Source organism: Aeromonas dhakensis, assembly GCF_000820305.1.
Classification (GTDB): Bacteria; Pseudomonadota; Gammaproteobacteria; order Enterobacterales; family Aeromonadaceae; genus Aeromonas; species Aeromonas dhakensis.
In genome coordinates this window covers 178,496-204,614 of sequence record NZ_CDBH01000061.1, presented here as the reverse complement: position 1 = coordinate 204,614, position 26,119 = coordinate 178,496, and the positions used below count along the sequence as shown (strand labels likewise).

At 64.0% G+C, this 26,119-nt stretch carries 25 protein-coding genes; 17 read left to right on the top strand and 8 right to left on the bottom strand.

The features are described from left to right. Positions 1-94: 94 nt before the first annotated feature. From BN1143_RS17105 to hslR, 5 genes are all read right to left on the bottom strand, one after another. Positions 95-1,897, bottom strand: a complete 1,803-nt coding sequence (locus BN1143_RS17105; protein ID WP_042051482.1) for an aminopeptidase P family protein — start codon at positions 1,895-1,897, stop codon at positions 95-97. A 33-nt stretch (positions 1,898-1,930) separates the two neighbouring features. Further along, positions 1,931-2,596, bottom strand: a complete 666-nt coding sequence (locus BN1143_RS17100) for a GntR family transcriptional regulator (RefSeq protein WP_017783592.1) — start codon at positions 2,594-2,596, stop codon at positions 1,931-1,933. Positions 2,597-2,771: 175 nt separating this feature from the next. Then, entirely contained in the window at positions 2,772-4,397 is a 1,626-nt protein-coding gene (gene pckA, locus BN1143_RS17095) for a phosphoenolpyruvate carboxykinase (ATP) (RefSeq protein WP_017765220.1), read from the bottom strand. A gap of 149 nt (positions 4,398-4,546) precedes the next feature. Next, a complete protein-coding gene (hslO, locus tag BN1143_RS17090; RefSeq protein WP_005308471.1) occupies positions 4,547-5,431 on the bottom strand; it encodes an Hsp33 family molecular chaperone HslO in 885 nt (294 codons plus the stop codon). A 108-nt stretch (positions 5,432-5,539) separates the two neighbouring features. After that, positions 5,540-5,938 carry a ribosome-associated heat shock protein Hsp15 gene (gene hslR, locus BN1143_RS17085; protein WP_017765222.1) on the bottom strand — a complete coding sequence of 133 codons (399 nt, stop codon included), beginning with the start codon at positions 5,936-5,938 and terminating at the stop codon, positions 5,540-5,542. A gap of 214 nt (positions 5,939-6,152) precedes the next feature. Here hslR and exeC point away from each other — a divergent pair, with 214 nt between their 5' ends. The 12 genes from exeC (at position 6,153) to exeN (ending at position 17,646) form a co-directional block, all read left to right on the top strand. Next, positions 6,153-7,001, top strand: a complete 849-nt coding sequence (exeC, locus tag BN1143_RS17080; protein WP_275065591.1) for a GspC family type II secretion system variant ExeC — start codon at positions 6,153-6,155, stop codon at positions 6,999-7,001. Positions 7,002-7,022: 21 nt separating this feature from the next. Further along, complete coding sequence (gene exeD, locus BN1143_RS17075) at positions 7,023-9,053, top strand: GspD family T2SS secretin variant ExeD (RefSeq protein ID WP_017765224.1); 2,031 nt, start codon at positions 7,023-7,025, stop codon at positions 9,051-9,053. Beyond that, the gene (gene exeE, locus BN1143_RS17070; protein WP_042051480.1) at positions 9,053-10,558 is read left to right on the top strand and encodes a GspE family T2SS ATPase variant ExeE; all 1,506 of its coding nucleotides are present in this window, start codon (positions 9,053-9,055) and stop codon (positions 10,556-10,558) included. The genes exeD and exeE overlap by 1 nt, the downstream gene beginning before the upstream one ends. A gap of 1 nt (position 10,559) precedes the next feature. After that, positions 10,560-11,780 carry a GspF family T2SS innner membrane protein variant ExeF gene (exeF, locus tag BN1143_RS17065; protein ID WP_017765226.1) on the top strand — a complete coding sequence of 407 codons (1,221 nt, stop codon included), beginning with the start codon at positions 10,560-10,562 and terminating at the stop codon, positions 11,778-11,780. Between the two features lie 151 nt (positions 11,781-11,931). Then, complete coding sequence (gene exeG / locus BN1143_RS17060; RefSeq protein WP_005308483.1) at positions 11,932-12,363, top strand: GspG family T2SS major pseudopilin variant ExeG; 432 nt, start codon at positions 11,932-11,934, stop codon at positions 12,361-12,363. Positions 12,364-12,410: 47 nt separating this feature from the next. After that, on the top strand, positions 12,411-12,974 hold the full coding sequence (exeH, locus tag BN1143_RS17055; protein ID WP_017765227.1) for a GspH family T2SS minor pseudopilin variant ExeH: 564 nt from the start codon (positions 12,411-12,413) through the stop codon (positions 12,972-12,974). Further along, positions 12,971-13,330 carry a GspI family T2SS minor pseudopilin variant ExeI gene (gene exeI, locus BN1143_RS17050; protein ID WP_005308487.1) on the top strand — a complete coding sequence of 120 codons (360 nt, stop codon included), beginning with the start codon at positions 12,971-12,973 and terminating at the stop codon, positions 13,328-13,330. The genes exeH and exeI overlap by 4 nt, the downstream gene beginning before the upstream one ends. 44 nt (positions 13,331-13,374) lie before the next feature. Then, positions 13,375-14,022 (top strand): GspJ family T2SS minor pseudopilin variant ExeJ, encoded by a 648-nt coding sequence (exeJ, locus tag BN1143_RS17045; RefSeq protein WP_042051479.1) that lies wholly within the window; start codon positions 13,375-13,377, stop codon positions 14,020-14,022. Next, positions 14,012-15,037: a GspK family T2SS minor pseudopilin variant ExeK gene (gene exeK, locus BN1143_RS17040; protein WP_017780398.1), complete on the top strand. Its 1,026-nt coding sequence runs from the start codon at positions 14,012-14,014 to the stop codon at positions 15,035-15,037. Before exeJ ends, exeK begins: the two co-directional genes overlap by 11 nt. Positions 15,038-15,156: 119 nt before the next feature. After that, positions 15,157-16,341 (top strand): GspL family type II secretion system protein ExeL, encoded by a 1,185-nt coding sequence (gene exeL / locus BN1143_RS17035; RefSeq protein WP_082038604.1) that lies wholly within the window; start codon positions 15,157-15,159, stop codon positions 16,339-16,341. Beyond that, on the top strand, positions 16,338-16,829 hold the full coding sequence (gene exeM / locus BN1143_RS17030; protein ID WP_005308496.1) for a GspM family type II secretion system protein ExeM: 492 nt from the start codon (positions 16,338-16,340) through the stop codon (positions 16,827-16,829). The genes exeL and exeM overlap by 4 nt, the downstream gene beginning before the upstream one ends. A 61-nt stretch (positions 16,830-16,890) precedes the next feature. Further along, positions 16,891-17,646 (top strand): GspN family type II secretion system protein ExeN, encoded by a 756-nt coding sequence (gene exeN / locus BN1143_RS17025; protein ID WP_042051477.1) that lies wholly within the window; start codon positions 16,891-16,893, stop codon positions 17,644-17,646. 60 nt (positions 17,647-17,706) lie between these two features. On the opposite strand, the gene BN1143_RS17020 is transcribed toward exeN, so the two are convergent. Next, positions 17,707-18,522, bottom strand: a complete 816-nt coding sequence (locus tag BN1143_RS17020) for a helix-turn-helix transcriptional regulator (RefSeq protein ID WP_042051476.1) — start codon at positions 18,520-18,522, stop codon at positions 17,707-17,709. 176 nt (positions 18,523-18,698) lie between these two features. Between BN1143_RS17020 and tyrS the strand changes: the two genes are divergently transcribed. Then, positions 18,699-19,964: a tyrosine--tRNA ligase gene (gene tyrS / locus BN1143_RS17015; RefSeq protein WP_042051572.1), complete on the top strand. Its 1,266-nt coding sequence runs from the start codon at positions 18,699-18,701 to the stop codon at positions 19,962-19,964. On the opposite strand, the gene BN1143_RS17010 is transcribed toward tyrS, so the two are convergent. Next, positions 19,959-20,864, bottom strand: coding sequence for a LysR family transcriptional regulator (locus BN1143_RS17010; RefSeq protein WP_042051475.1), 906 nt, complete (start codon positions 20,862-20,864; stop codon positions 19,959-19,961). The genes tyrS and BN1143_RS17010 overlap by 6 nt on opposite strands. A 115-nt stretch (positions 20,865-20,979) precedes the next feature. Between BN1143_RS17010 and BN1143_RS17005 the strand changes: the two genes are divergently transcribed. Then, positions 20,980-22,086: an NADH:flavin oxidoreductase gene (locus BN1143_RS17005; RefSeq protein WP_042051474.1), complete on the top strand. Its 1,107-nt coding sequence runs from the start codon at positions 20,980-20,982 to the stop codon at positions 22,084-22,086. Positions 22,087-22,155: 69 nt separating this feature from the next. Here BN1143_RS17005 and yrfG read toward each other — a convergent pair whose 3' ends face one another. After that, entirely contained in the window at positions 22,156-22,824 is a 669-nt protein-coding gene (gene yrfG / locus BN1143_RS17000) for a GMP/IMP nucleotidase (RefSeq protein WP_042051473.1), read from the bottom strand. Between the two features lie 138 nt (positions 22,825-22,962). Between yrfG and nudE the strand changes: the two genes are divergently transcribed. The 3 genes from nudE to BN1143_RS16985 all read left to right on the top strand — a co-directional run bounded on the left by nudE (position 22,963) and on the right by BN1143_RS16985 (position 26,103). After that, positions 22,963-23,571, top strand: coding sequence for an ADP compounds hydrolase NudE (gene nudE / locus BN1143_RS16995; RefSeq protein WP_042051472.1), 609 nt, complete (start codon positions 22,963-22,965; stop codon positions 23,569-23,571). 35 nt (positions 23,572-23,606) lie between these two features. Further along, the gene (gene cysQ, locus BN1143_RS16990) at positions 23,607-24,419 is read left to right on the top strand and encodes a 3'(2'),5'-bisphosphate nucleotidase CysQ (protein WP_005308514.1); all 813 of its coding nucleotides are present in this window, start codon (positions 23,607-23,609) and stop codon (positions 24,417-24,419) included. A 412-nt stretch (positions 24,420-24,831) separates the two neighbouring features. Beyond that, positions 24,832-26,103, top strand: coding sequence for an SLC5/6 family protein (locus tag BN1143_RS16985; RefSeq protein ID WP_042051471.1), 1,272 nt, complete (start codon positions 24,832-24,834; stop codon positions 26,101-26,103). The last annotated feature ends 16 nt before the right edge of the window (positions 26,104-26,119 follow it).

The window sequence follows — 26,119 nt, the reverse complement described above, 5'->3', positions numbered from 1 at the left end:
CTGGGGCGACGGGGTCTTGATACAGGTCAAACCGGCGGGCAAAAAAACAGGGCCTGCAGGCCCTGTTTCATCAGACAACTTCGATTGTCTGCGCTTAGATAAGGCTGGTTGCCTGCTCCAGCCAGGCGAGATCCTCGCCCTCCAGCAGCGGGCTCAGGCGGCGGTAGACCTCGGCGTGGTACTCGTTGATCCAGCGGAACTCGGCCGGGCTCAGCAGGCTGCGATCGATGAGGCGGGTATCGAACGGTACATAGGTCAGCCGCTCGAAGCCCAGCATCGGCAGCTCGCCGATCTGCTCCTGTTCGGTAACCACCACCAGGTTCTCGCAACGGATGCCGAAGGCATCTTCCCGGTAGTAGCCGGGTTCGTTGGAGAGCACCATGCCCGGTTGCAGGGCCACCAGGCTGCCCTTGGGGGCGATGCGCTGCGGGCCTTCGTGCACGCTGAGGAAGTGGCCGACGCCGTGGCCGGTGCCGTGGTCGTAGTTGTAACCGGCCTGCCACAGCGGCATGCGGGCCAGCACGTCGAGCTGGATGCCGGCGGTGCCGCGCGGGAAGCGGGCCTGATCCAGCGCGATGTGACCCTGCAACACCCGGGTGAACATCGCCTTGTGCTCGTCGCTCAGCTCACCCACCTTGATGGTGCGGGTGATGTCGGTGGTGCCGTCCAGATACTGGGCGCCGGAGTCCACCAGATAGATGCTGTCCTGACCAAAGGTACGCGGGGTGCCGTTGGTGTGGCGGTAGTGGCACATGGCGGCGTTGGGGCCGAGCGCCGAGATGGTGTCGAAGCTCGGCTCGACGTAGTGCTCCTGCTCGCGGCGGAAGGTTTCCAGCTGGTCGGCCAGGGTGCCTTCATCCACGCCGTCGAACTCGCCGCTGGCGATCAGCCGATCCAGCCAGGCCAGGAAGCGGGTGACGGCGACACCATCGCGCAGATGGGCGGCGCGCATGCCGGCCAGCTCCACTTCGTTCTTGCACGCCTTCGGCAGCATGGTCGGATCCTGACCGGCTACCAGGATGGCGCCCGCTTCTTCCATGACCAGCTGGGTCCAGGCGTTGGCGGTGTTGGGATCGGCCAGCACCTTCTGCTGATCCTCGCCGATGCGTTTGAGCACGTCACCCAGCTTGTCGATGGGGTAGACGGAGACATCCTGCCCCACGTGCTGGCTGAAGGCGAAGCAGTCGATCTTGTCGGTGTCGACGAAGAAATCCATGGTGGCGTTGGCGTAGAGCACCGCAAAGCCCAGCACCACCGGCAGCCGCTCCACGTCGCGACCGCGCAGGTTGAGCAGCCAGTTGATGGGCTCGGCCTGGGTCAGCAGCACAGCATCCAGACCGCGCTTGCGCAGATCGCTGGCCAGCAGCTCGCGCTTGGCCTGGCTGGACTGGCCCGCCAGCGCCTCGCTGTAGAGGATGGCCGGATTCTTGGTGGGAGCGGGGCGATCGCTCCAGTGCAGATCGATGGGGTTCTGATCAACACGCACCAGCTCGATGCCGCGCTCGGTCAGGATCTCTTTGGCGTGTCGATACCAGGCCAGGCTGTGCAGGCGGGCATCGAAGCCGACCCGGGAACCGGCAGGCAGCTGCTCGGCCAGCCACTGCACGTGGGGATCTTCGTTCAGATGGAGAAACTCGAAGAGCTCGGCCGGTGCCTGCATGCGGGCCTGCACCGTGTAACGACCGTCGATGAACAGGGCCGCCCGCTGCGCCAGTATGATGGCGAGGCCGGCGGAGCCGTTGAAACCCGTGATCCAGTCCAGTCGCTCGGCGTAGGCGGGAATGTACTCCCCCAGGTGCTCGTCGTCATGGGGGACGATGAAGGCGTCCAGCTCCATCATGGCCAGTTCGGCCCTGACCTGGGCGACGCGGGTTTCAATAATCTCGAAATGATTCATGTCGTTAATGCCAGATTGTAGTGATGTGAGTGTTCAGTGGTTGTGGCCGCTGTCCAGGATCCGCTTGATTGACTGGCCAGCCGCCTCGATATGTTGCTTGAGCAGTACCACCGCCTCGTGCTTGCGGCGGGCGCGGCACAGCTCCAGCAGCTGGGCGTGTTCCCGCTCCGCCTTGTCGACGCCATCGCTGGCGAACAGCAGCTCGAAGCGCACATAGCGGTCACAGCTCAGATTGATCTGGGCGATCAGCTCCAGTGCCTGGGGGCGGCCGGCGGCCTGATAGAGGGTGGCGTGAAAACTGTGGTTCAGTTCGGCCCAGTGTTCGATCTGGGTGCCCGACTCGAGGGCCTGGTCGAACTGGGCGAGGATCGCCTGCGCCTTGGCGAAGGTCTCCTCCGTCATCAGGTCGACGGCGTGGAACAGGGTATCGGCTTCCAGCAGGGCTCGCAAATAAAAGAGCTCCTCGATGGCCGCGGCGTCCAGCATGGTGACCACGGCGCCGCGGTGGGCCTCGAACTTCACCAGCCCCTGAGCCTCCAGTTGCATCAGGGCCTCCCGCACCGGGATGCGGCTCACCGCCAACTCCTTGGCGATGGCGTCCTGGCGCAGGGGGGCGCCGGCGGGAAACTCACCGCGCAGGATCCGGCCACGGAGGTTTTCCATCACCATTTGGGTACGGGTCTTGTAGGGTGGGGTCATGATCGGGTCACAGGGGAATCGTTACAAAATTGTATATTGTATAAAGTTGGGCTGAATCTAACGCGCAAGGGCCCACAAGGCAAGGTTTGGCGGGAGTCAAACGCCGCGCTCTGCTCAAAAAAATACCGGTCAGCTGGGCTGACCGGTATGAGATTGGTTGTGAACGGGGTCGCTGTTACAGCTGCGGACCCGCCGCGACCAGACGCTTGCCTTCGTCGTTGTCGGTGAAGCGCTCGAAGTTCTTGATGAAACGCTGGGCCAGATCCTGCGCCTTGGCATCCCACTCGGCCTTGTTGGCGTAAGTGTCGCGCGGGTCGAGGATCGCCGGGTTCACGTCGTGCAGGGCGGTCGGCACTTCCAGATTGAAGATCGGCAGCACCTTGGTCTCGGCCTTCTCGATGGAGCCATCCAGGATGGCGTCGATGATGGCGCGGGTATCCTTGATGGAGATGCGCTTGCCGGTGCCGTTCCAGCCGGTGTTGACCAGGTAGGCTTCCGCGCCGGCCGCTTCCATCCGCTTCACCAGCTCCTGACCGTACTTGGTCGGGTGCAGGGAGAGGAAGGCCGCGCCGAAGCAGGAGGAGAAGGTCGGGGTCGGCTCTGTGATGCCGCGCTCGGTACCGGCCAGCTTGGCGGTGAAGCCAGACAGGAAGTGGTACTTGGTCTGCTCCTTGGTCAGCTTGGAGACCGGGGGCAGCACGCCGAAGGCGTCGGCGGTCAGGAAGATCACCTTGGTGGCGTGACCCGCCTTGGAGACCGGCTTGACGATGTTCTCGATGTGATAGATGGGGTAGGAGACCCGGGTGTTCTCGGTCTTGGAGCCATCGTCGAAGTCGATGGTGCCGTCGGCCGCCACGGTCACGTTTTCCAGCAGCGCATCGCGACGGATGGCGTTGTAGATGTCCGGCTCGGCTTCCTTGGAGAGCTTGATGGTCTTGGCGTAGCAGCCCCCTTCGAAGTTGAACACGCCGTCGTCGTCCCAGCCGTGCTCGTCATCGCCGATCAGCTGACGCTTGGGATCGGTGGAGAGGGTGGTCTTGCCGGTGCCGGAGAGGCCGAAGAAGATGGCCACGTCGCCGTCCTGACCCACGTTGGCGGAGCAGTGCATGGAGGCGATGCCGCGCAGGGGCAGGAAGTAGTTCATCATGGAGAACATCCCCTTCTTCATCTCGCCACCGTACCAGGTGCCGCCGATGAGCTGGATCTTCTCGGTCAGGTTGAAGGCGACGAAGTTCTCGGAGTTGAGACCCTGCTCCTTCCAGTTCGGGTTGGTGCACTTGGCACCGTTCATCACCACGAAGTCCGGTTTGAAGGTTTTCAGCTCTTCATCGCTCGGGCGAATGAACATGTTTTTCACGAAGTGAGCCTGCCAGGCCACCTCGGTGATGATGCGCACGGCCAGGCGGGTGTCCGGGTTGGCACCGCAGAAGCCGTCCACCACGAACAGGCGCTTGCCGGAGAGCTGCTTGGTCACCAGGGATTTCAGATGTGACCACACTTCCGGGCTGATGGCTTTGTTATCGTTTTTACCCTGGTCAGACCACCACACAGTATTCTGGGTAGTGGCGTCTTTGACGATATATTTATCTTTCGGGGAGCGGCCGGTGAAGATGCCGGTATTGACATTGACGGCCCCCAGTTCGGTCACTACGCCGCGCTCGAACCCTTCCAGGTCGGCACGAGTCTCTTCCGCGAACAGCTGGTCGTAGGAAGGGTTGCGCAGGATTTCAGTGGAGTTCTTGATACCGTACTGGTCCAGTCCTAATTGTTGGGCCAGGGTGGGTTCTGCCACGATTGTCATTGTATTCTCCTGGGTTCAGAGGTTGGTAGGGTTCTATCTGGCGTTCATCCTATCACTTAGGTGGTAGAGTTTAGCGATCGCCATCAAACTTTATAAAATAGGGTATTTTTTTGTTATTTAAGTTAAAGGCGGGTTTTGCCCGCCTTCAATTAGTGTAACTTGTTTGCATCATTACCGGGAGCCCCGCTGAACAGGGTTTCGACATCGATCCCGTCAAATTCGTACTGGGCGCCACAATAATCACAGTGCATGCCGATCTTGCCGAGCTCCTGCACCATCTCCATTACCTCTTCCTTCTCGATCTGCAACAGGGCCCCTTCGCAACGCTCGCGGGAGCAGGTGCAGCGGAATTCGACCGCCTGCGGATCGAACACCCGCACCTTGTCCTGGTGGTAGAGACGGTAGAGGATCTCTTCCGCTTCCAGACCGAACAGCTCTTCATCCTTGATGGTGCTGGTGAGCTGGGTCAGGTGCTCGAAGTCGTCGCCGTGATCCTCGCTCTGGGCGGGCAGCTCCTGCAGCAGGATCCCGGCGGCACGCGGCGCGCCTTCGTGGTAGCCGGTGCGGATCCAGAGCTTGGTCGCCAGCTGTTCGGACTGGGTAAAGTACTGCTCCAGGCAGCCGGCCAGGGTGTCGGCGTCCAGCGCTATGATGCCCTGATAGCGTTCACCCTGCTCCGGGGTGATGGTGATGACCAGCTGGCCTTCCCCGATCAGGCTCTGCAACTTGCCGTCGCTCGGCAGTTCACCCTCGTAGCGGGCCACGCCGCGCAACTGCTGGTTGTTGTCGCCGTTGATGACGGCCAGCCGTACCGGGCCGTTGCCCTGCAGCTGCACCGTGATGGAGCCTTCGAACTTGAGGGTGGCGGTCAGCAGGCTGGTGGCGACCAGCAGTTCACCCAGCAGTTTTTGCACCTGTACCGGGTAGTTCTGAGCCTCCACCACGTGGCGGTAGGTGTGGTCCAGCTGGACCAGCTCGCCCCGGACTTCGTACTCTTCGAACAGATAGCGATACAGGAGATCTTGGTTACTCATCATGCATTCCTGGGTTCTTCGGTGGGGTAAATAGATAAAAACATTAATAAACAGGTGGTTAGGAACTTATTCCGCCATCTGTCGTCATAAAAGGGCCATCTTGGCGGGTCAATATTGCTTGACCTTGATCAGCTGGCGCCGCTCCTGCTTGTCGGGACGACGCTCGGGGCTCGGGGCAAACTGGCTGTTGAAGCGGCGTGCCTCGCTGTTTTCCGCCCGTCGTTTCAGGCTGGCCTCGGTCTCTTCATAGAGCTGCTGGGCCAGCGGGGCGGATTTGCGCTGCTCGCTCACCTCGAGCACCCGCACTTCCCGCTCGTCCTGGCCCTGCCAGAAACGAATGAGGGCGCCGACCTCGACATGCTTGCCCGGCTTGCTGCGCTGGCCGTTGTAGTGCACCTTGCCCCCTTCAATCTGGTCGCGGGCCAGGCTGCGGGTCTTGTAAAAACGTGCCGCCCACAACCACTTGTCGAGACGGACCTGGGTTGGGATTTCTGCGGGGTTCGGCATGAATCGACTCCGGAATGGCTGAAAGGGGTGCCTGATTATACCAGAGGCAGGCCCCGGGATAGAAACAGGGGGCCCAAGGGTGTGACGGAATGTCAATTTTCGCAGCTTACTCCCATCCGGTCGGTTGTCTCTGGGTCCATTGCCGTACACAATAGCCAACCGATTTGGATGCCAGAAAATATTGATAAACATGACGCTACCGTTCAGGGATGACTTGTTGAGCTCCCTTCTGGCCCGTTGTAAAACCGTGCCACTCTCCCGTTTCAGCCAGCCTCTGTTCTGGCTTCTGCTGCTGTTGCTGGCCCACCAGTGTGCCGGCCTCACCTGGCGTCTGCTGGATCTCGGCAGCCGCCCCGTCAGTCAGCCCTGGCAGCCGTCGGTGGTAGCCAGTCAGGGCCAGGGTTCAAACCGGCTCGATCTGAGCGGCGTCAGCCGGTTGGCGCTGTTCGGCAAGGCCAGGCAGCAGGCCCAGGCGGCCGATGTTGTCGCAGCCGATGCTCCCAAGACCCAGCTCAACGCCCAGCTCAATGGCGTGCTGGCCAGTTCGGATCCCGCCAAGTCCATCGCCATCATCGCCCACAACGGGCTGCAGAACTCCTATGGCATCGGTGACCTCATCGACGGCACCCAGGCCAAGATCCGCCAGGTATTTGCCGATCGTGTCATCATCGAGCGGGATGGGCGCGACGAGACCCTGATGCTGGACGGGGAGGAGTACGGCAAGCCGCTGCCCCAGCAGGGCAAGCAGGACGACAAGCTCTCCTCGGTACGCAACGAACTGATGGGCAACCCCGGCAAGATCACCGATTACCTCAATATTTCCCCGGTCCGGGTCGATGGTCGCATGGTCGGCTATCGTCTCAATCCGGGTCGCAATCCGGAACTGTTCAATCAACTCGGGCTGGTCGCCAACGACATGGCGGTCAGCATCAACGGACTGGATCTGCGGGATAACGCTCAGGCCATGCAGGCGATGCAGCAGGTGGCTGGCGCAACGGAAATGACCGTCACCGTCGAGCGGCAAGGACAGCTCTACGACGTTTATGTCGGCTTGTCAGAATAATGAATTGGAGTAGCACCAAGAATGACAAATAAAGGGAAGGGCTGGCGTCTGGCCACCGTGGCCGCGGCGTTGATGATGGCAGGCTCAGCCTGGGCCACCGAATACTCCGCCAGCTTCAAGAATGCCGACATCGAAGAGTTCATCAACACGGTCGGCAAGAACCTGAACAAGACCATCATCATAGAGCCGTCGGTACGGGGCAAGATCAACGTCCGCAGCTATGACCTGCTCAACGAAGACCAGTACTACCAGTTCTTCCTGAGCGTGCTCGACGTCTATGGCTTCGCCGTGGTCCCGATGGACAACGGCGTGCTCAAGGTGGTGCGCTCCAAGGATGCCAAGACCTCCGCCATCCCGGTGGTGGACGAGAGCAACCCCGGCAGCGGTGACGAGATGGTGACCCGGGTCGTGCCGGTGCGCAACGTCTCGGTGCGCGAGCTGGCGCCGCTGCTGCGCCAGCTCAATGACAACGCCGGCGGCGGCAACGTGGTCCATTACGACCCCTCCAACGTGCTGCTGATTACCGGCCGCGCCGCCGTGGTCAACCGGCTGGTGGAAGTAGTGCGCCGGGTCGACAAGGCGGGCGACCAGGAAGTGGACATCGTCAAGCTGAAGTACGCCTCCGCCGGTGAAATGGTGCGGCTGGTGACCAACCTCAACAAGGATGGCAACAACCAGGGGGCCAACACCTCCCTGCTGCTGGCCCCCAAGGTGGTGGCCGACGAGCGCACCAACTCCGTGGTGGTGAGCGGCGAGCCCAAGGCGCGCGCCCGCATCATCCAGATGGTGCACCAGCTCGACCGTGACCTGCAGAGCCAGGGCAACACCCGGGTCTTCTATCTGAAATACGGCAAGGCCAAGGATCTGGTGGAGGTGCTCAAGGGCGTCAGCTCCAGCATTGAAGCGGACAAGAAGGGCGGCGCGGCCACCACCACAGGCGGTGGTGCCAGCATCGGCGGTGGCAAGCTGGCCATCTCTGCCGACGAGACCACCAATGCGCTGGTGATCACCGCCCAGCCGGACGTGATGGCCGAGCTGGAGCAGGTGGTGGCCAAGCTCGATATCCGCCGTGCCCAGGTGCTGGTGGAGGCGATCATCGTCGAGATCGCCGATGGCGACGGCCTCAACCTCGGGGTGCAGTGGGCCAACACCAATGGCGGTGGCACCCAGTTTACCGACACCAACCTGCCCATCGGCTCGGTGGCCATCGCGGCCAAGGATTACAAGGACAATGGCAATACGGACTCCTTGTCCAAGCTGGCGGGTGGCTTCAACGGCATGGCGGCCGGTTTCTACAGAGGCAACTGGGCCGCGCTGGTGACGGCCCTGTCGACCAATACCAAGAGCGATATTCTCTCCACCCCGAGTATCGTCACCATGGACAACAAGGAAGCCTCCTTCAACGTCGGCCAGGAAGTGCCGGTGCAGAGCGGCTCCCAGAGCTCTACCACCAGCGACCAGGTGTTCAACACCATAGAGCGCAAGACGGTGGGGACCAAGCTGGTGGTGACGCCGCAGATCAACGAAGGGGACTCCGTGCTGCTCAACATCGAGCAGGAGGTCTCCAGCGTGGCGCAGAAACAGGCGACCGGTACGGCTGATCTGGGCCCGACCTTCGATACCCGTACCATCAAGAACGCCGTGCTGGTGAAGAGTGGCGAGACAGTGGTGCTGGGCGGCCTGATGGACGAACAGAATCAGGAGAAGGTCTCCAAGGTGCCGCTGCTCGGCGACATCCCGGTGCTGGGCTATCTGTTCCGCTCCACCACCAATACCACCTCCAAGCGCAATCTGATGGTCTTTATCCGACCGACCATTTTGCGTGATGCAGACATCTACACCAGCCTCTCCAGCAACAAGTACTCCCAGTTCCGCTCCGAACAGCAGGAGGCGGCGGCGCAGGAAGGCTACCTCACCTCGCCCAAGCGTCAGGTGCTGCCCCAGTACGGCCAGGACGTGACCGTCTCGCCAGAGGCACAAAAGCAGCTCCAGCAGATGCAGTCGGCCCCGCAGACGAGCGGCGGATCCCAGCCATTCGTGGGTAACAAGTAATGGCGGCATACCAGCTGGATGGCGTCGATATGCCGGCAGCCCTGCCCGAGCTGCCGTTTGCCTTCGCCCGCAACTTCGGGGTGATCCTGACCGAGCGGCAGGGGACCCCGGTGCTGCTTTGCCGCCAGGGAGTGACGCCGCAAACCCTGCTGGAAGTGCGGCGGGTGGCGGGTTGTGCCTTCACGGTGGAGCAGATGGACGGCGAGGCCTTCGAAGAGCTGCTGATGGCCCACTACCAGCGTGACTCCTCCGAGGCGCGCCAGCTGATGGAGGATCTTGGCAACGAGATGGACTTCTTCGCACTGGCCGAAGAGCTGCCCCAGAGCGAAGACCTGCTGGATGCCGACGACGACGCCCCCATCATCCGCCTCATCAACGCCATGTTGAGCGAGGCGATCAAGGAAGAGGCGTCCGACATCCATATCGAGACCTTCGAGCGCGCCCTGGTGATCCGTTTTCGCATCGATGGGGTGCTGCGAGAGATCCTGCGCCCCCATCGCAAGCTCGCCTCCTTGCTGGTGTCGCGCATCAAGGTCATGTCTCGGATGGACATCGCCGAGAAGCGGGTGCCGCAGGATGGCCGCATCTCGTTGCGCATCGGCGGCCGGGCGGTGGACGTGCGGGTCTCCACCATGCCGTCCAGCTATGGCGAGCGGGTGGTATTGCGACTGCTCGACAAGAACAACGTGCGGCTCGAGCTCAAGCAGCTCGGCATGACGCTGGCCAACCGCAACATCATCAGCGAACTCATTCGCAAGCCTCACGGCATCATTCTGGTGACGGGCCCGACCGGTTCGGGCAAGTCGACTACCCTCTACGCGGCCCTCTCCGAGATCAACTCGCGGGATCGCAACATCCTGACCGTCGAAGACCCCATCGAATATGACCTCGAAGGGGTGGGCCAGACCCAGGTCAACAGCAAGGTGGACATGACCTTCGCCCGCGGTCTGCGCGCCATTCTGCGCCAAGACCCGGACGTGGTGATGGTGGGGGAAATCCGTGACCTCGAGACCGCCCAGATCGCGGTGCAGGCGTCGCTGACCGGTCACCTGGTGATGTCGACCCTGCACACCAACACCGCCATCGGTGCCATCACCCGGATGCGGGACATGGGCATCGAGCCCTTCCTGCTCTCCTCGTCACTGCTGGCGGTACTGGCCCAGCGGCTGGTGCGCACCCTCTGCCCCGATTGCCGCGCCCCGCGCCCCATCACCGAGCAGGAGCGCCTGGCCATGGGCATCGAGCTGGCGCCGGATCAGCAGGTGTGGCGACCGGTGGGCTGCGAGCAGTGCAACCACACCGGCTATCGCGGCCGGACCGGCATCCACGAGCTGGTGGTGGTAGACGAAGCGGTACGCGAGGCGATCCACAGCGCCAGCGGCGAGCTGGCCATCGAGCGACTGATCCGGGGCCATACCCCCAGCATCCGCCGCGACGGCATCGACAAGGTACTCAAGGGGCAGACCAGCCTCGAAGAGGTGCTGCGCGTGACCCGGGAAGACTGAGATGGCAGCATTCGAATACAAGGCCCTCGACGGCAAGGGACGCAACAAGAGTGGCGTGCTGGAGGGGGATTCCGCCCGTCAGGTACGCCAGCTGTTGCGCGAGCAGGGGCTGACCCCGCTCGAGGTGAACGAGACCACCGAGAAGGCCAAGCGCGAGGCGAACCGCTTCGTGTTGTTCCGCCGTGGTGCCAGCACCGCCGAGCTTGCGATGATCACCCGCCAGCTGGCGACCCTGGTGGGGGCCGGCCTCACCATCGAGGAGGCGCTCAAGGCCGTCGCCGAGCAGTGCGAGAAGGCCCACCTGCGCAGCATGGTGGCCACGGTGCGCAGCAAGGTGGTGGAGGGCTATTCGCTGGCCGATTCGCTGGGGGCCTTCCCCCATGTGTTCGATCAGCTGTTCCGCTCCATGGTGGCGGCCGGCGAGAAGTCCGGTCACCTGGAGAAGGTGCTCAACCGCCTCGCCGATTACACAGAGCAGCGCCAGCACATGCGCACCAAGCTGCTGCAGGCGATGATCTACCCCATCGTATTGACCTGCGTCGCCATCGGCGTCATCTCCATCCTGCTCACCGCCGTGGTGCCCAAGGTGGTGGCCCAGTTCGAACACATGGGTCAGCAACTGCCGGCCACCACCCGCTTCCTCATCGGTACCAGCGAGTTGATGCAGCACTACGGCCTCTGGTTCCTGTTGCTGCTGCTGGTGGGCGGCTTTGTCTGGCGCTGGTGGCTGACCGACGACAAGCGTCGCCGTCACTGGCACCAGCTAATCCTGCGCCTGCCGGTGATCGGCCGGGTCAGCCGCGGTCTCAACACCGCCCGCTTCGCCCGCACCTTAAGCATCCTCAACGCCAGCGCCGTGCCGCTGCTGGAGGGGATGAAGATCTCCGGCGAAGTGCTTTCCAACGACTTTGCCCGCATGCGTATCGGTGAGGCCACCGAGCGGGTGCGGGAGGGGACCAGCCTGCGCAAGTCGCTGGATGAAACCAAGATTTTTCCGCCCATGATGCTGCACATGATTGCCTCCGGCGAGCAGAGTGGTGAGCTCGACAACATGCTGGAGCGGGCGGCGGACAACCAGGATCGGGAGTTCGAAACCCAGGTGAACATCGCCCTCGGGGTGTTCGAACCCATGCTGGTGGTCTCCATGGCCGGGGTGGTGCTGTTTATCGTGATGTCGATCCTGCAGCCGATCCTCGAGCTCAACAATATGGTGAATTTGTAAGGTTCGGACGTTCGAATATGCTTCGCTATTCGAACCTACCAATCCAATCAACTCCGTAGGTTCGATTAGCCGACAGGCGTCATCGAACGATCGTGGTTTAACAGTTAATCGTTGATGGTTCATGCCATCTCATTTCGTGAGGGAGTAAGTCATGCAAAAGCGTCGTCAATCGGGTTTTACCCTGCTGGAAGTGATGGTGGTCATCGTGATCCTGGGGATCCTGGCCAGCCTGGTGGTGCCCAACCTGATGGGCAACAAGGAGAAGGCCGACCAGCAGAAAGCGGTCTCCGACATAGTGGCGCTGGAAAACGCCCTCGACATGTACAAGCTGGACAACAACCGCTACCCGACCACCGAGCAGGGGCTGGACGCACTGGTCAACAAGCCGACCGCCGCACCTGAGCCGCGCAGCTACCGGGAAGGGGGCTACATCAAGCGCCTGCCGCAGGATCCCTGGGGCAACCCGTATCAGATGCTGAGCCCGGGCCAGTTCGGCAAGATCGACATCTTCTCCATGGGGCTGGATGGCGAAGCCGGTACCGATGACGACATCGGCAACTGGAACCTGAAGGATTTCCAATAAGTGATCCCGCCGCGTCGCGCTCACCGAGACATGCCGAGGCTGCCTGAATGAAGGTGGCCTCTTCTGCCCGTCGCCAGGCCGGTTTTACCCTGCTGGAAGTGTTGCTGGTGGCCATGTTGATGGGTCTGGTGGCCACTGCCGTCACCCTCAGCATGGGCGGTGCCAGGGGGGATAGAGAGCTCGACAAGCAGGCACGCCGCTTCATGGCCGTGCTGCAGCAGGCGCAGGAGTACTCGGTGATGGATGGCCGGCTGGTGGGCCTGCGTGTCGAGGACAACGGCTGGCAGTTCATGCAGCGCGCGGCCAAGGATCGCAAGTGGCAGGTGATGAGCGGCGACAAGCTGCTGGATCGGGTCGAGCTGCCCGACAACATGCAGCTGGCCATCGAGCTCGAGGGTTTCAGCTGGCGGACCGACTCCGACGAAAAGTACGAGAAGGGGCGCGACGAGAAGGAGCGCACGCCCCAGGTGTTCATCTTTCCCGGTGGCGAGCTGACCCCCTTCGTGCTGACCCTGACCCAGCAGGACGACGATCAGCGCTATGTGCGCACGGTCAAGGCGGACGAGTTCGGCCGCCTGCGCCTGCTGCAGGACGAGGAGGAAGAGGAATGAACGCCCGCGGCATGACCCTGCTGGAAGTCATGGTGGCACTGGCGGTGTTCGCCATCGCCGGGCTGGCGGTGATGAAGACCGCCAGCGAACACCTCTCCGGCCTCAACTATCTGGAACAGAAGACCCTGGCAACCTGGGTGGTGGAGAACCAGCTGGTGCAGCAGAAGCTCGAAGCCAAGTGGCCAGGTGACAGCTGGGTGGAGGGGGACGAGCAGATGGCGGGCCAGACCTGGTACTGGCGCTATCGCGGCGTCGCCACCGCCGACAGCAACTTCAAGGCGCTGGACATGGAAGTGCGCACTGCGCCCAAGGCCGACAGCCCGGTGGCCATGATCCGGACCTATATCAGCCGATGAACCTGCATCAAGGTGTCTCCATAAGCCGGAGCCGGCATCAGCCGATGAACATTCACCAACGTCTCTCCATTAGCCGGCGTCAGGCGGGGTTTACCCTGCTGGAGATGCTGGTGGCCATCGCCATCTTCGCTGGCCTGAGCCTGGGCGCCTATCAGGTGCTGCAAGGAGTGCTCACCAGCGACGAGGTGGCCAAGCGCAAGGAGGCACGTCTCTCCGAACTGCAGCTGGCCTTCTCCGTGCTGGAGCGGGACGTCACCCAGATGGTGCCGCGCAGCGGCCGCATCGACGGCGAGAGCAACAAGGTGCTGCTGGCGGCCTCCCGCTTCGGTCAGCAGAGCGACGACTGGGGCATGGCCTTCATGCGCGGCGGCTGGCTCAACCCCGATGGCATGCTGCCGCGCTCCGGCCTGCAGCGGGTCGGCTGGCGGCTCAAGGATCACAAGCTGGAGCGGCTGAGCTACCTCTACCCGGATCCGGTGATAGGCACCGAGCCGCGCATTCAGCTGATGCTGGATCGGGTGACGGCGCTGCGACTCTACTTCTACGACAAGGGCAGCTGGAAAGAGGAGTGGACCCAGCGCAACGTGCTGCCCTACGGGTTGGCGGTAGAGCTGGATCTGGAAGACTATGGAACCATTCGCCGCCAGTTCCTGATCGGCGCCGGCGGCCAGCGAGCGGACAATGGCAATTAAGCGCGGCCGGGGCCGATCCCGCACCACACCGGGCCGTCAGGGGGGCATGGCCCTGCTGGTGGTGCTGCTCATCCTGTCGGTGATGGTGATCATCGCCAGCAACATGAGCGGTCGCCTGCAGCTGGAGCTGCGCCGCACCGCCAACCTCACCGCCGGCAAGCAGGCCTGGTGGTATGCCATGTCGGCGGAGGCACTGGTGAGCAAGGTGCTGGCCCAGGATTTCAAGGACGACCCCAACGTGGTCAGCCTGGGGCAGAACTGGGCGCGCCAGGATGCGGTCTTCCCGGTGGATGACGGCAAGCTCACCGGCCGGGTGCGGGATCTGCAATCCTGCTTCAACCTCAACAGCCTGAGCGTGCCGTTGAAGGACGGGATCAGCGGCGACGATCTGGAGAAGCAGCCCTATCCGGTCAAGGTGTTCAAGGCGTTGCTCAAGCAGCTCGAGGTGGAAGATTACGAGGCGGTGCAGTTGACCGATGCCATCCGCGACTGGACCGACAAGGATACCGTGCTGGTATCGAGCTACGGCGCCGAGGATGCCTATTACGAAGGGCTCACTCCCCCTTATCTGACCGCCAACCAGTGGATGCTCGGCACCGACGAGCTGCGGGCGGTGCGCGGGGTGAGCGCCAAACTGTACGCCCGGCTGGCGCCCTATGTGTGCGCCCTGCCCAACGACAAGCTGGTGGTGAACGTCAACACCATCCGGCCGGAGCAGTCGGCCCTGCTGGTGGCGCTCTATCTGGACAAGGTGGGGCTGGACGATGCCAAGCGGGTGCTGACCAGCCGTCCCCAGAAGGGGTGGAAGAACAAGAAGGAGATGACGGACCAGATGCCGGTGCAGGTGGGCAACATCCAGGGTCTGGATGCGGCGCTGGACGTCAAGAGCAGCTATTTCGAGGCCAGGCTGCTTGCCGAGGTGGGTGACACCCGGGCCAGGCTGGAGAGCGTCTTCGTGCGCGGCAAGGACAACAAGCTGGTGATGCTGCGCCGTCTGAACGGCGGCGCCGAATAACAAGGGAGGCGGGTGACGGTCGTTGGCCGGCCCGCGCCATCCCCCGATTGGACTGCAGCCCATGGCTGCGCGCCCGCCCATCCCGAGGGATGCGAGCGAGCATGGCAGGAGAGACATTAGTGAGCGAGAGTCTGGTCATCCGTCTGGGGACCAATGCGCAGCAGCCGGTCGAGTGGCTGGTGTGGTCGGGCGGGGAAGAGGAGGTGATCGCCTCCGGTACCCTGGCCTCGGCCCATGCCCTTGGCGAGCTGCAGGAGCGGGCCGGTGGCCGCCCGGCGGTGGTGCTGGTGCCCGGCAGCGATCTTATCTTCCGGCGGGTGAGCCTGCCGGGCAAATACAGCCGCCAGAGTGCGGCAGCGCTTCCCTATCTGCTAGAGGAGCAAATCGCCTCCGACGTGGATGAGCTGCACCTGGTGGTGCTGGGTCATCAGGGTCACGAGGTGGACCTGATGGCGGTCGACAAGGAGAAGATGCAGACCTGGCTCGGCTGGCTGGAGCAGGCCGGTCTCAAGAGCCGGCAGCTGCTGCCGGACGTGCTGGCGCTGCCGCAGGCGAGCGAGGGCTGGTCGGCGCTGCAGCTGGGCAAGGAGTGGCTGCTGCGCCAGGGGCCCTGTCAGGGCATCGTCGCCGACGAGCCGCTGCTGGCCATGCTGCTGTCGGCGGAGCCGGCGCCGGTGACCATTCACAGCCATACCCCGCCGCCGGCCATTGCGGCGGCCAGCTGGCAGGCGGCCGATCCCGAGCTGCCCATGCTGCTGCTGGCCCGGGGTGCGCTCGCCAGTCAGGCCAACCTGCTGCAGGGGCCCTACCGGCCGCAGACCGAATACTCCCGCTACTGGCAGCAGTGGCGCAAGGTGGCGGTGGTGGCCGGAGCGCTGCTGGTGGTGGCGTTTGCCCAGCGCGGCGTGCAGCTCTACCAGCTGGCGGAGCAGGACAAGGCGCTCAAGGCGGAGATCCGGCAGGTCTACACCCGGATCTTCCCGGGGGAGAGCCGTATCGTCAACGTGCGCAGCCAGATGACCCAGCACCTCCAGCAGCTGGGGCAGACGCCCCAGGACGGGGTGTTGATGGTGCTGACCGAGCTGGCGCCCACCTTCGCCGAAGTACCCGGCCTCAAGCCCGAGGTGCTGCGTTTCGATGCGGCTCGCGGCGAGCTCAGGCTGCAGGTGACGGCCCCCGGTTTTGCCGAGATCGAGCGTTTTCGCGAGCTGGCCGGCAAGCGCTTCGAGGTGCAGCAGGGGGAGGTGCGCAGTACCGAAGGCAAGGTTGAAGGGGCACTGGTGCTGAAGGGGAAATCATCATGATGGACAAACTACAAGGCTGGTGGCGGAGCATCAGCGCCCGCGAGCAGCGGCTGGTGGCGGTGGGTGGCAGCGTACTGTTGATCGGCTTCTGCTACTGGGTCATCTGGCAGCCCATCGGCAACCGCATCGACGAGCGCGAGCGGCAGGTATTGAGCCAGCAGCAGACTCTCGCCTGGCTGAAAGAGAAGGGTGAAGAGGTGCTGGCGCTGCAGGGTGGCCAGGGCCGCCAGCTCGATACCAGTGGCACCCTGGAAGGGGTGGTCAACCGCACCGCCTTCAACCAGAAGATCAAGATTGCCCGGCTGCAGCCCCAGGGCCAGGAGCTGCAGGTATGGATCGACACTGTGGCGTTCGATGATCTGTTGATCTGGCTGGCGACCCTGGCGGATCGCCATGGCGTGCAGGTACAGGTGATCGAGCTGGCCAGCGAGAATCTGGCGCCCGGTCTGGTCAAGGTACGCCGCTTGCAACTGAGCCGTCCCCAATGAAACCACGCGTCCCGAGCAGAGCCTCGCGCCTGATCGGGCGTTTGTAGTCGAGTCGTTTTCTATGAAGCAAAGAGTGCTGATTGCCGTGCTGTTTCTGGCGGCCTATCTGGTTTTCCTGTTGGCCAAGCTGCCGGCCTCTCTGGTGGTGCGCTACCTGCCGCTGCCGCCCCTGGTGCAGTTGGAAGGGGTGAGCGGCACCCTCTGGAGCGGCCAGGTTGCCCGCCTGCAATACGCCAGCGAGTCGCTGACCCAGCTGCGCTGGGAGCTCAACGGCTGGTCGCTGCTGCGCTTTGCCCCTGAGGTCTCCCTGCGCTTTGGTGAGCGCAGCGGCCTCAACGGGCAGGGGGTGGTTGGCTGGAGCGGCGCCGCCTTTGGCCGCGACATCACCCTCAACGTGCCGGCGCCCTGGCTGCTGGCGCGGGTGCCGATGCAGTTGCCGGTGCCGGTGACGGTGGCTGGCCAGCTGCAGCTCAAGCTCGATCAGTTTGCCCAGGGCAACCCCTGGTGCGACAACCTCTACGGCAACCTCTACTGGTACGGGGCCGATGCCGATACCCCGGCCGGCAAGCTGGTGCTGGGGGATCCCGAGATCAAGCTGACCTGCATCGACTCCCGGCTGGTGGCCGAGCTCAAGCAGGGCTCGGAGGCGGTACAGGTGCAGGGCAAGCTGGAGCTGCAGGCCAATCGCCAGTACCTGTTCCAGGGCACCCTCAAACCCGGGCCCGATCTGCCGGAGCAGATGAAGCAGGGACTTCCCTTCCTCGGCCAGCCCGATGGGCAGGGGCGCTTCCCGCTGCGCTACCAGGGCCGCATCTGACGGCGTAGCTGTTTGATCTGGCATGCATCAACACCACCCCGCCTCGGCGGGGTGGTGTCGTTATGGGGAGGTGCCGGCCGGCGCCGTGATGAGGTGATTGAGAAAGAAGCGGAACAGCTCGGCCCGCGAGCGCAGGTGCAGCTTGGCGTAGAGGTGCTTGCGATGATTTTTCACCGTGCCGCTGCCGATGCCAAGCGCTCCGGCAATGGCCTCGGTGTCGAGCCCCTGCAACAGCAATCCCGCCACTTGGCGCTCGCGACGGGTGAGGCTTGCGCCCCCCACGCTGGCGATGGCCTGCTCCACCGTCGCCTTGAGATCGGCGCCACCCGGCAGTGCCGGGCTTTGGGCCAGCAACGCGGCTCCCTCCCGCCAGTGCTGGCGGCACAGCGAATGCACCAGCGGAAACAGCGCCTCCAGACGGGCCAGCTCGTCACGACAGAGGGAGCTGCGCTTGTCGAGCCGACCCAGAAACAGCATCAGGGTGAGGCCGTCGCGTACCGGCAGGATCAGTCCCACCTCCTCCTGCCAGCCGGTGGCCTGATAGAAGTGGTGGCGATACTCGGGGTCGAGCCGCCCCCGCGACACCTGCGCCAGGGTCCAGACCCCGGCCCCCAGACCCTGTTCCAGCGCCTGCATAAAGGGATCCTGACTGAAGTGGCGGGTGAGGTAGCGGTCGAACAGCAGGGCCCGCTGATGGTGCAGGTTGTCGTAGAGGTAGACGGGGCGCTGCCCCACCCCGAGCAGCAGGGCACAGTCGAATGCCACCTGCTGCTGGATCAGGCGCACCAGGGCTGCCGGGAAGCCGCTGCCATGCAGGGCATCGACTACCTCGGTCATGCTGCGGGTCAGGGCATCTGTGGCGAGGGGCTGGGTCATGGGCGTTGGGTCATGGCGGTGGCTTCCGGGTGGCGGGCTTCCCGCGATGGTTGTGCGATGGTCACACGATAGCCGGATGCTAGCACGAGAGTGGCAAAACTGTCCCCTGGGGGACATATTCGGCGCAGGCCAGAGCGGCGAGGATGTGGCCTTTTCCCCTGCTGTTGGAACCCTCCATGACAAATCCTCACCTACTCGATGAGCTGACCCAACGCGGCCTGGTGGCCCAGAATTCCGACCCGGTGGCGCTGCGCGATCATCTAGCCACCCCGCGCACCGTCTACTGCGGGTTCGATCCCACCGCCGGCAGCCTGCATATCGGCCATCTGGTACCGCTGTTGATGCTGCGCCGCTTCCAGCTGGCGGGCCATACCCCGGTAGCGCTGGTGGGCGGTGCCACTGGCCTGATCGGCGATCCCAGCTTCAAGGCAAGCGAGCGCAGCCTCAACAGCGCCGAGACGGTGCAGGGCTGGGTAGCCAGCCTGTCGGCCCAGATAAGCGCGCTGCTGCCGGCCAGCGAAGGGCTGGCGGTGCCACTGCTGGTCAACAACGCCGACTGGATGGGGCAGATGTCGGTCCTCGATTTTCTGCGCGACATCGGCAAGCACTTCTCGGTCAACGCCATGCTGGCCCGCGAATCGGTGCGCCAGCGCCTGGCCCGTCCGGATCAGGGCATCTCGTTCACCGAGTTCTCCTACACCCTGCTGCAATCCCAGGACTTCGCCGTGCTCAACCAGCGCCTCGGCTGCACCCTGCAGATCGGCGGCAACGACCAGTGGGGCAACATCACCAGCGGCATGGATCTCACCCGGCGGCTGCATCAGGCCCAGGTCTATGGCATGACCCTGCCGCTCATCACCAAGGCGGACGGCACCAAGTTTGGCAAGACCGAGGGCGGCGCAATCTGGCTCGATCCGGCGCTCACCTCGCCCTACGCCTTCTACCAGTTCTGGCTCGGTACCGCGGATGAGGATGTCTACCGCTTCCTGCGCTACTACAGCTTTATGGCGCTGGCCGAGATTGAGGCGCTGGAGGCTGAGGATGCCAAGCGGCAGGGGCGCAAGCTGGCCCAGCAGGTGCTGGCTGACGAGCTGACCGAGCTGGTGCACGGCAAAGGGGCGCTGGCGGCGGCGCGGCGCATCAGCGAGCTGCTGTTCAGCGGTGACGTGGCCCACCTTGGCGAGAGCGATTTGGCTCAGCTGGCCCAGGATGGCCTGCCGAGCAGCCCCATCGAGGGGGAAACGGATCTGGTGACCCTGCTGGTGGCGTGTGGCCTGGCGAACTCCAGGCGCATCGCCCGCGAGCTGCTGGCGGCGGGGGCGGTCAGCCTCAACGGCGCTATCCGCCAGGATGGGCCAGTGACCGATGGCGACTGGCTGTTTGGCCGCTACCTGCTGCTGCGCCGGGGCAAGAAGCAGTACCACCTGGTGATCCGCTCATGAGGGGGTGAGCGCCTCGATGACGTAGTCGAGGAAGTGGCCGACCAGGGCCGACTCGGCCCGGCGCTGGGTGTAGAGGGCGTAGAAGCCGGTACCCTTGGGACGGTAGTCGGGCAGCACCTCGCGCACCACCCCCTCGGCCAGCTCGGCCGCCACCAGGTAGCGCGGCAGGCGGGCGATCCCCAGCCCCTGGCGCATCGCCTGGTGAATCGCCTTCTTGCTGCTGAAGGCCAGCTCGCCCGCCACTTCCAGCGGGATCTCGCGCCCCTGGGCAAGCAGGGTCCAGTGCTCGTGGCGGCTGTACTCCTGGCAGCGGGTGATGAGGGGGTGCTGCTGCAGATCCTGCGGCTCGCTCAAGGGCGGGTGGCAGTCCAGGTAGTCGGCGCTGGCGCAGAGCACCAGATCATCCACCGCGATGGGGCGCGCCAGATAGGGCTGAGTGCCGAGCTCGGTGCTGCGAAACGCCACGTGCAGGTTGTCGCGCAGCAGGTCGGCCGGGGTATTGCTGAAGTCGGCGATGATCCGTACCTCGGGGTGGTCGGCGCGAAAGCGCAGCAGCACCGGGGTCAGCACCACCTCGCCCCACAGATCCGGCGCCGTGATGCGCAGCTCCCCGCACAGGGCCGAGCGGCGGCGCTGCAGGCCGTCCAGCAACTGCTCGTGCAGGGCGATCATCTGGTCAGCCTGGCGGTAGGCGAGCTCCCCCGCGTCGGTCAGCTGCACCCGGCGGGTGGTGCGGCTCAGGAGCGTGTTGCCGAGGCTCTGCTCCAGGTGGCGCAGATCCTTGGACGCCTTGCTCGGGGTGATGCCGAGCTGGGCCGCCGCCGCGGCGAAGGATCCGCAGCGGACGATGGCGACCAGCAGGCGCATCAGGTAGAGGGTGTCGAGCTTGTGGTGACTCATGGGGGTGGCCTATTGTGTCTTGCTGGGAATGAATGCCTTGCTTGTGTGCCTGATTATATCCTCAACGCCCGGGTTTATAGTGGCGGCCATTCCATTGCGATCCCGGGAGAGGGCGATGAACAAGGCACTTGGCGACAGCTTCCACTTCGAACGGGCCGGATTGCGGCTCAAGAACCGGGCCGTGCTGGCCCCTTTGACCCACAACATGAGCGGTGCCGGCGGCGATCCCGCTCAGGCCGAGCTCGACTGGCTGGCGCGCTGCGCCCGCGGCGGTTTCGGCCTGCTCATCGCCGCCGCTACCCAGGTACAGCCCGGCGGACGCTGCTGGGCGGGGCAGCCGGCCCTGATGACCGACACCCAGCAGCAGGCCTTCACGGCCCTGGCCGACAGTGCGCGGCAGGCCGGGGCGCTGGCGGTGGTGCAGCTGCATCACGGCGGGATGCGGGCCCTGCCCGAGCTGAACGACGGGGCGCCAGTCGGCCCGTGCGAACTGGCACCGGGTGGACGCTACCCGCTCGGGGTCAAGGGGTTGATGGAAGAGGGGATTCTTACGCTCATTGAAGCCTTCATGGGCGCCGCCGAGCGGGCTCATGACGCCGGCCTGCACGGGGTCGAGCTGCACGGGGCCCACAACTTCCTGCTCTGCAACTTCCTCAACCCCCTGCACAACCGGCGTACCGACCGCTGGGGAGGTAGCATCGCCAACCGGGCGCGGATCCTGGTGGAGATAGTGCGCGGCATCCGCGCCCGTCTGCCCCGGGACTTTTTGGTCGGGGTGCGCCTCTCCCCCGAAAACTATGCCCATATCCAGGGCATAGAGCTGCCCCATCAGCTGGCGGTGGCGCACCTGCTGGCGGACGAGGGGATCGACTACCTGCACTTCTCCATGGGGGACAGCTTCAAGGCGGTGGCGGGGGATCCCGATGGCGGCGCCCTGCTGGAGGCGGTGCGGGTCGGGTTGGCCGGGCGGGTGCCGCTCATGGTGGCGGGCAAGATCCACGACGCCGCCTCGGCCGAGCTGGCTCTGGCCGGCGGCGCCGACCTGGTAGCGGTGGGCACGGCGGCGATCGGCAATCCGGACTGGATGGAACGGGTGAGCCGCGGCCTGCCCCTGCAGCGCGCCCCCTTCACGGCGGCGCACCTAGCGGAGATCGGATTCACCCCGAGCGCCCTCGACTACCTGGCCGGCATGGGGGTACTGGCCCCGCGCGATGCGGCCTGAGGGCTTTAATCAGCGGACTGGCTGCTGAGCCGATATGACAAGGCCCTCGCGATGAGGGCCTTGAGCGTATCAGGTGCCGAGGGGCAACAGCTCGGCGTAGTCGCGGATCGCCGGGAAGGCGGTGATGCGCTGCTCGGGCTGCCGGCTGTCCGGGTTCTGGATGGCGAGCTGGTAGCCGATGCCGTAATCGGCGGCGGCGCGCAGGATCCGCTCGCTGTCATCCACGAACAGGGTGCGGGCCGGGTCGAACGCCAGCCGCTCGGCCAGCGCTTGCCAGCAGTGCTGGCTCTCCTTTGACCAGCCCAGCTCGTGGGTGCTCACCATCAGATCGAGGTGCTTGGCGAGGCCGAGGTGCGCATCCTTGACCGACAGGCTGGCGGGGTGGGCATTGGTGAAGAGCACCAGCTGCTTGCCGGCGGCCTTGAGCGCGGCCAGGAAGGGGATGACGTTGGGGCGCCACTGGATCTTCTCCAGGATCTCCTGCTTGAAGGCGCGGATGTCGAGCCCGAGCGTCTCGCTCCAGTAATCTACGCAGTACCAGTCGAGGGTGCCGCTGACGGCCTGGTAGTGCGCCTCGATCTGCACTCTGGCCTCGGCCAGCGGCAGGCCGAGTCGCTCGGCATAGCGCTCGGGGACCAGCTGTTGCCAGAGGTGGTTGTCAAAATGGAGATCGATCAGGGTGCCATCCATATCGAGCAGGACAGTGTCTATCTGGTGCCAGGGCAGTGGGGTCGGCATGGGGCCTCGGTGGTCGGGTCGAAACGGGCGGGCATTATAACGGATTTTTCCCGCCGCTTTCCCACCCTTGCCCCGTGGTGTTCGAGAGGGGAGTCGTTTACTCTTGAAACACGATTTTTTAACGAGCAGCCAGCCCCGATGAGTGATCACCACCAACGCAAACCCGTCCACCTCAGCGTCGACACCATGGCGCACGACAAGAGCAAGCCGGAGATCCTCAAGGCCGAGATCGTGGCCGAGAGCCGGCTGTTCAAGGTGGAGTCGCTCCACCTCAAGTTTTCCAACGGCGAGGAGCGGGTCTACGAGCGGATGCGTGGCGGCAACCGGGGCGCCGTCATGGTGGTGCCGCTGTTTGATGCCCACACCCTGCTGCTGGTGCGCGAGTACGCGGCGGGCACCCACTCCTACGAGATGGGCTTTCCCAAGGGACTGATCGACCCGGGCGAAGATGCCTTCGAGGCGGGCAACCGGGAGCTGATGGAGGAGGCGGGCTTCGGGGCCAACAGCCTGACCCTGCTCAAGCAGGTGTCGCTGGCGCCGGGCTACTTCTCCAGCCGGATGGACATCTTGCTGGCGCGGGATCTCTTCCCCGAGCAGCGGGTGGGTGACGAGCCCGAGCCCCTCGAGGTGATCCCCTGGCCGCTGAACCGGATCGACGAATTGCTGGCGCGACCCGACTTCACGGAGTCGCGCAGCATCAGTGCGCTGCTGCTGGCCCAACGCTGGCTGGCGGAGCAGGCAGAGTAGCCCGCAGGGGCAGTTTGAATACAGAGGATAACAAGATGCAGGAGTTGTTGGCCTGGGTGCCGGGGGTCAAGGAGATCGCGCGCGAAGCGGGCAGGATCCTTCACGAAATCTATCACGGCGGTCAGTTCGAGCGTCAGCTGAAGGAGGATGCGACCCCGGTCACCAGTGCCGATCTTGCTGCCGATGCCTACCTCAAACAGGCGCTGTCGGCGCTCACTCCCCACGTGCCCGTGCTGACCGAAGAGGCGGCCGACATCCCCTTCAGTCAGCGCGCCAACTGGCGTCAGTACTGGCTGGTGGATCCCCTCGACGGCACCGGCGAGTTCATCGCCGGCAGCGGTGACTTCGCCACCCTGATCGCCCTGGTACAGGACAATGTGCCGGTACTCGGCGTCATCTATGCCCCCGAGTCGGACGTGCTCTACTGGGCGGTACGCGGTCATGGCGCCTTCAAGGAGGCGAACGGCGAGGTGCACCCCATCAGTGCCATGCACCACGAACACGATCAGCCCGATTCGCTGGTGGTGGCCATCAGCCGCCGCCAGAAGCTGGAGAATCTGACCCGCCGCCTCAACCCGGCCATCAACTACGAGCTGATCCCGCTCGGCTCCAGCTCCCTCAAGTCCTGTCTGGTGGCGGAAGGGGCGGCCGACTGCTACGTGCGGCTCGGCCCCACCGGCGAGTGGGACACCGCGGCCGCCCAGTGCATCGTCGAGGCGGCCGGTGGTCGCATCCTCAGCCTGGCACTGCAGCCGCTGCGCTACAACGAGACGGAGTCGCTGGAGAACCCGGACTTCATCGTGATGGGGGATCCGGATCTCGCCTGGGGCAGCATTCTGGCCCATTGAGCGGGTAAACAGGTCATCGTTGACGGCAATCAGGCGGCCCCATGGCCGCCTGATTGCATGGTGTGATCCGCTGGTTTTATCGGGGATGAACAGGAATATCCGCTGGCAAAGCGCGGGAATGACAGTGAATCATCACAAGAGAGGGCGGCGGAATGGCACGATTTTTCAGGTAATTCTGCAAACAATCATTTGGCCAAAATAAAAAATTGACCATTAATGAAAATTTGGTTTTAAATTTCGCTAATTTTACTGAATTTAGTTTTACTCATTTATGTGATCCCGATTCCATTCCCAATCTCACTGGCTGAAGCCCGTAATGGTAGTGATATGTTTCAGGGGGGATTTTTGAGAATTAAATCCCGATAAACCACAATGAACTCAGATTAAAACACTGACAAAAAGTGAATTAGTAATGAGTTTATCTGTAGACGTCACAGGGGAGCTGTCCGGTTCCCGCTCCACCACCGTCAGCGCCACCCCCTGGCGCCGCCACGACACCCACTGGGTCATCAGCCTGTTTGGTACCGCCGTCGGTGCCGGCATCCTGTTCCTGCCCATCAACCTGGGTCTGGGCGGGATCTGGCCTCTCATCATAGTCGCCGCGCTGGCCGGCCCCATGACCTTCCTGGCCCACCGCGGGCTGGCGCGCTTCGTGCTTTCCTCTTCGCGCCCCCACGCCGACTTCACCGAGGTGGCCCAGGAGCACTTCGGCAAGATGGCCGGCCGCCTCATCTCGGCGCTCTATTTCCTCTCCATCTTCCCGATCCTGCTCATCTACGGGGTCGGGCTGACCAACACGGTGGAGAGCTTCATGATCAATCAGCTCGGCATGGCGACCCCGAACCGGGTGATGCTCTCCGGCATGCTGGTGTTCGCCATGATCGCCGTGATGCTGGCCGGTGAGAAGGCGATGCTGCGCGCCTTTGCCGTCATGGTCTATCCGCTGGCGGCCATCCTGGCGGCGCTCTCCTGCTACCTGATCCCCCAGTGGCAGTGGCCACAGTTGGGCAGCCTGGAGGGCGGCAGTTTCCTCAACACCGTCTGGCTGGCGCTGCCGGTCACCGTGTTCGCCTTCAGTCACGCCGCCGCCATCTCCGGCTTTGCCAACGTGCAGCGCCGGGAGTACGGCGAGCAGGCGGAAGCAAAGAGCAGTCTGATCCTGCGCAACACCACCGTCATGCTGGTGGGCTTCGTGCTGTTCTTCGTCTTCTCCTGCGTGCTGAGCCTCTCGCCGGCCCAGCTGGCCGAGGCCAAGGCCCAGAACGTCTCGGTGCTCTCCTATCTTGCCAACATCACCGACAACCCGGTGATCGTGACCCTGGGGCCGCTCATCGCCTTCATCGCCATCAGCTCCTCCTTCCTCGGTCACTTCCTCGGTGCCCGCGAGAGCCTTAAAAGCCTGATCGCCAAGCCCACCGGCCTGTCGCTGGCGAAGGCGGACAAGCTCGGCATCGCCCTGATGTTCTTCTCCATCTGGGGCGCTGCCATCATCAACCCGGGGATCCTGGGGCTGATGGAGACCCTCTCCGGCCCGGTGATCGCCATGATCCTGTTCATCATGCCGGTGGTGGCCATCTACAAGGTGGAGGCGCTGGCGCGCTTCCGCCAGCGCTGGGCCAACGGCTTCATCCTGCTGACCGGCTCGCTGGCGGTGTCGGCGCTGATTTTCAGCCTGCTGAAGTAACGGCGGGCAACCAGCC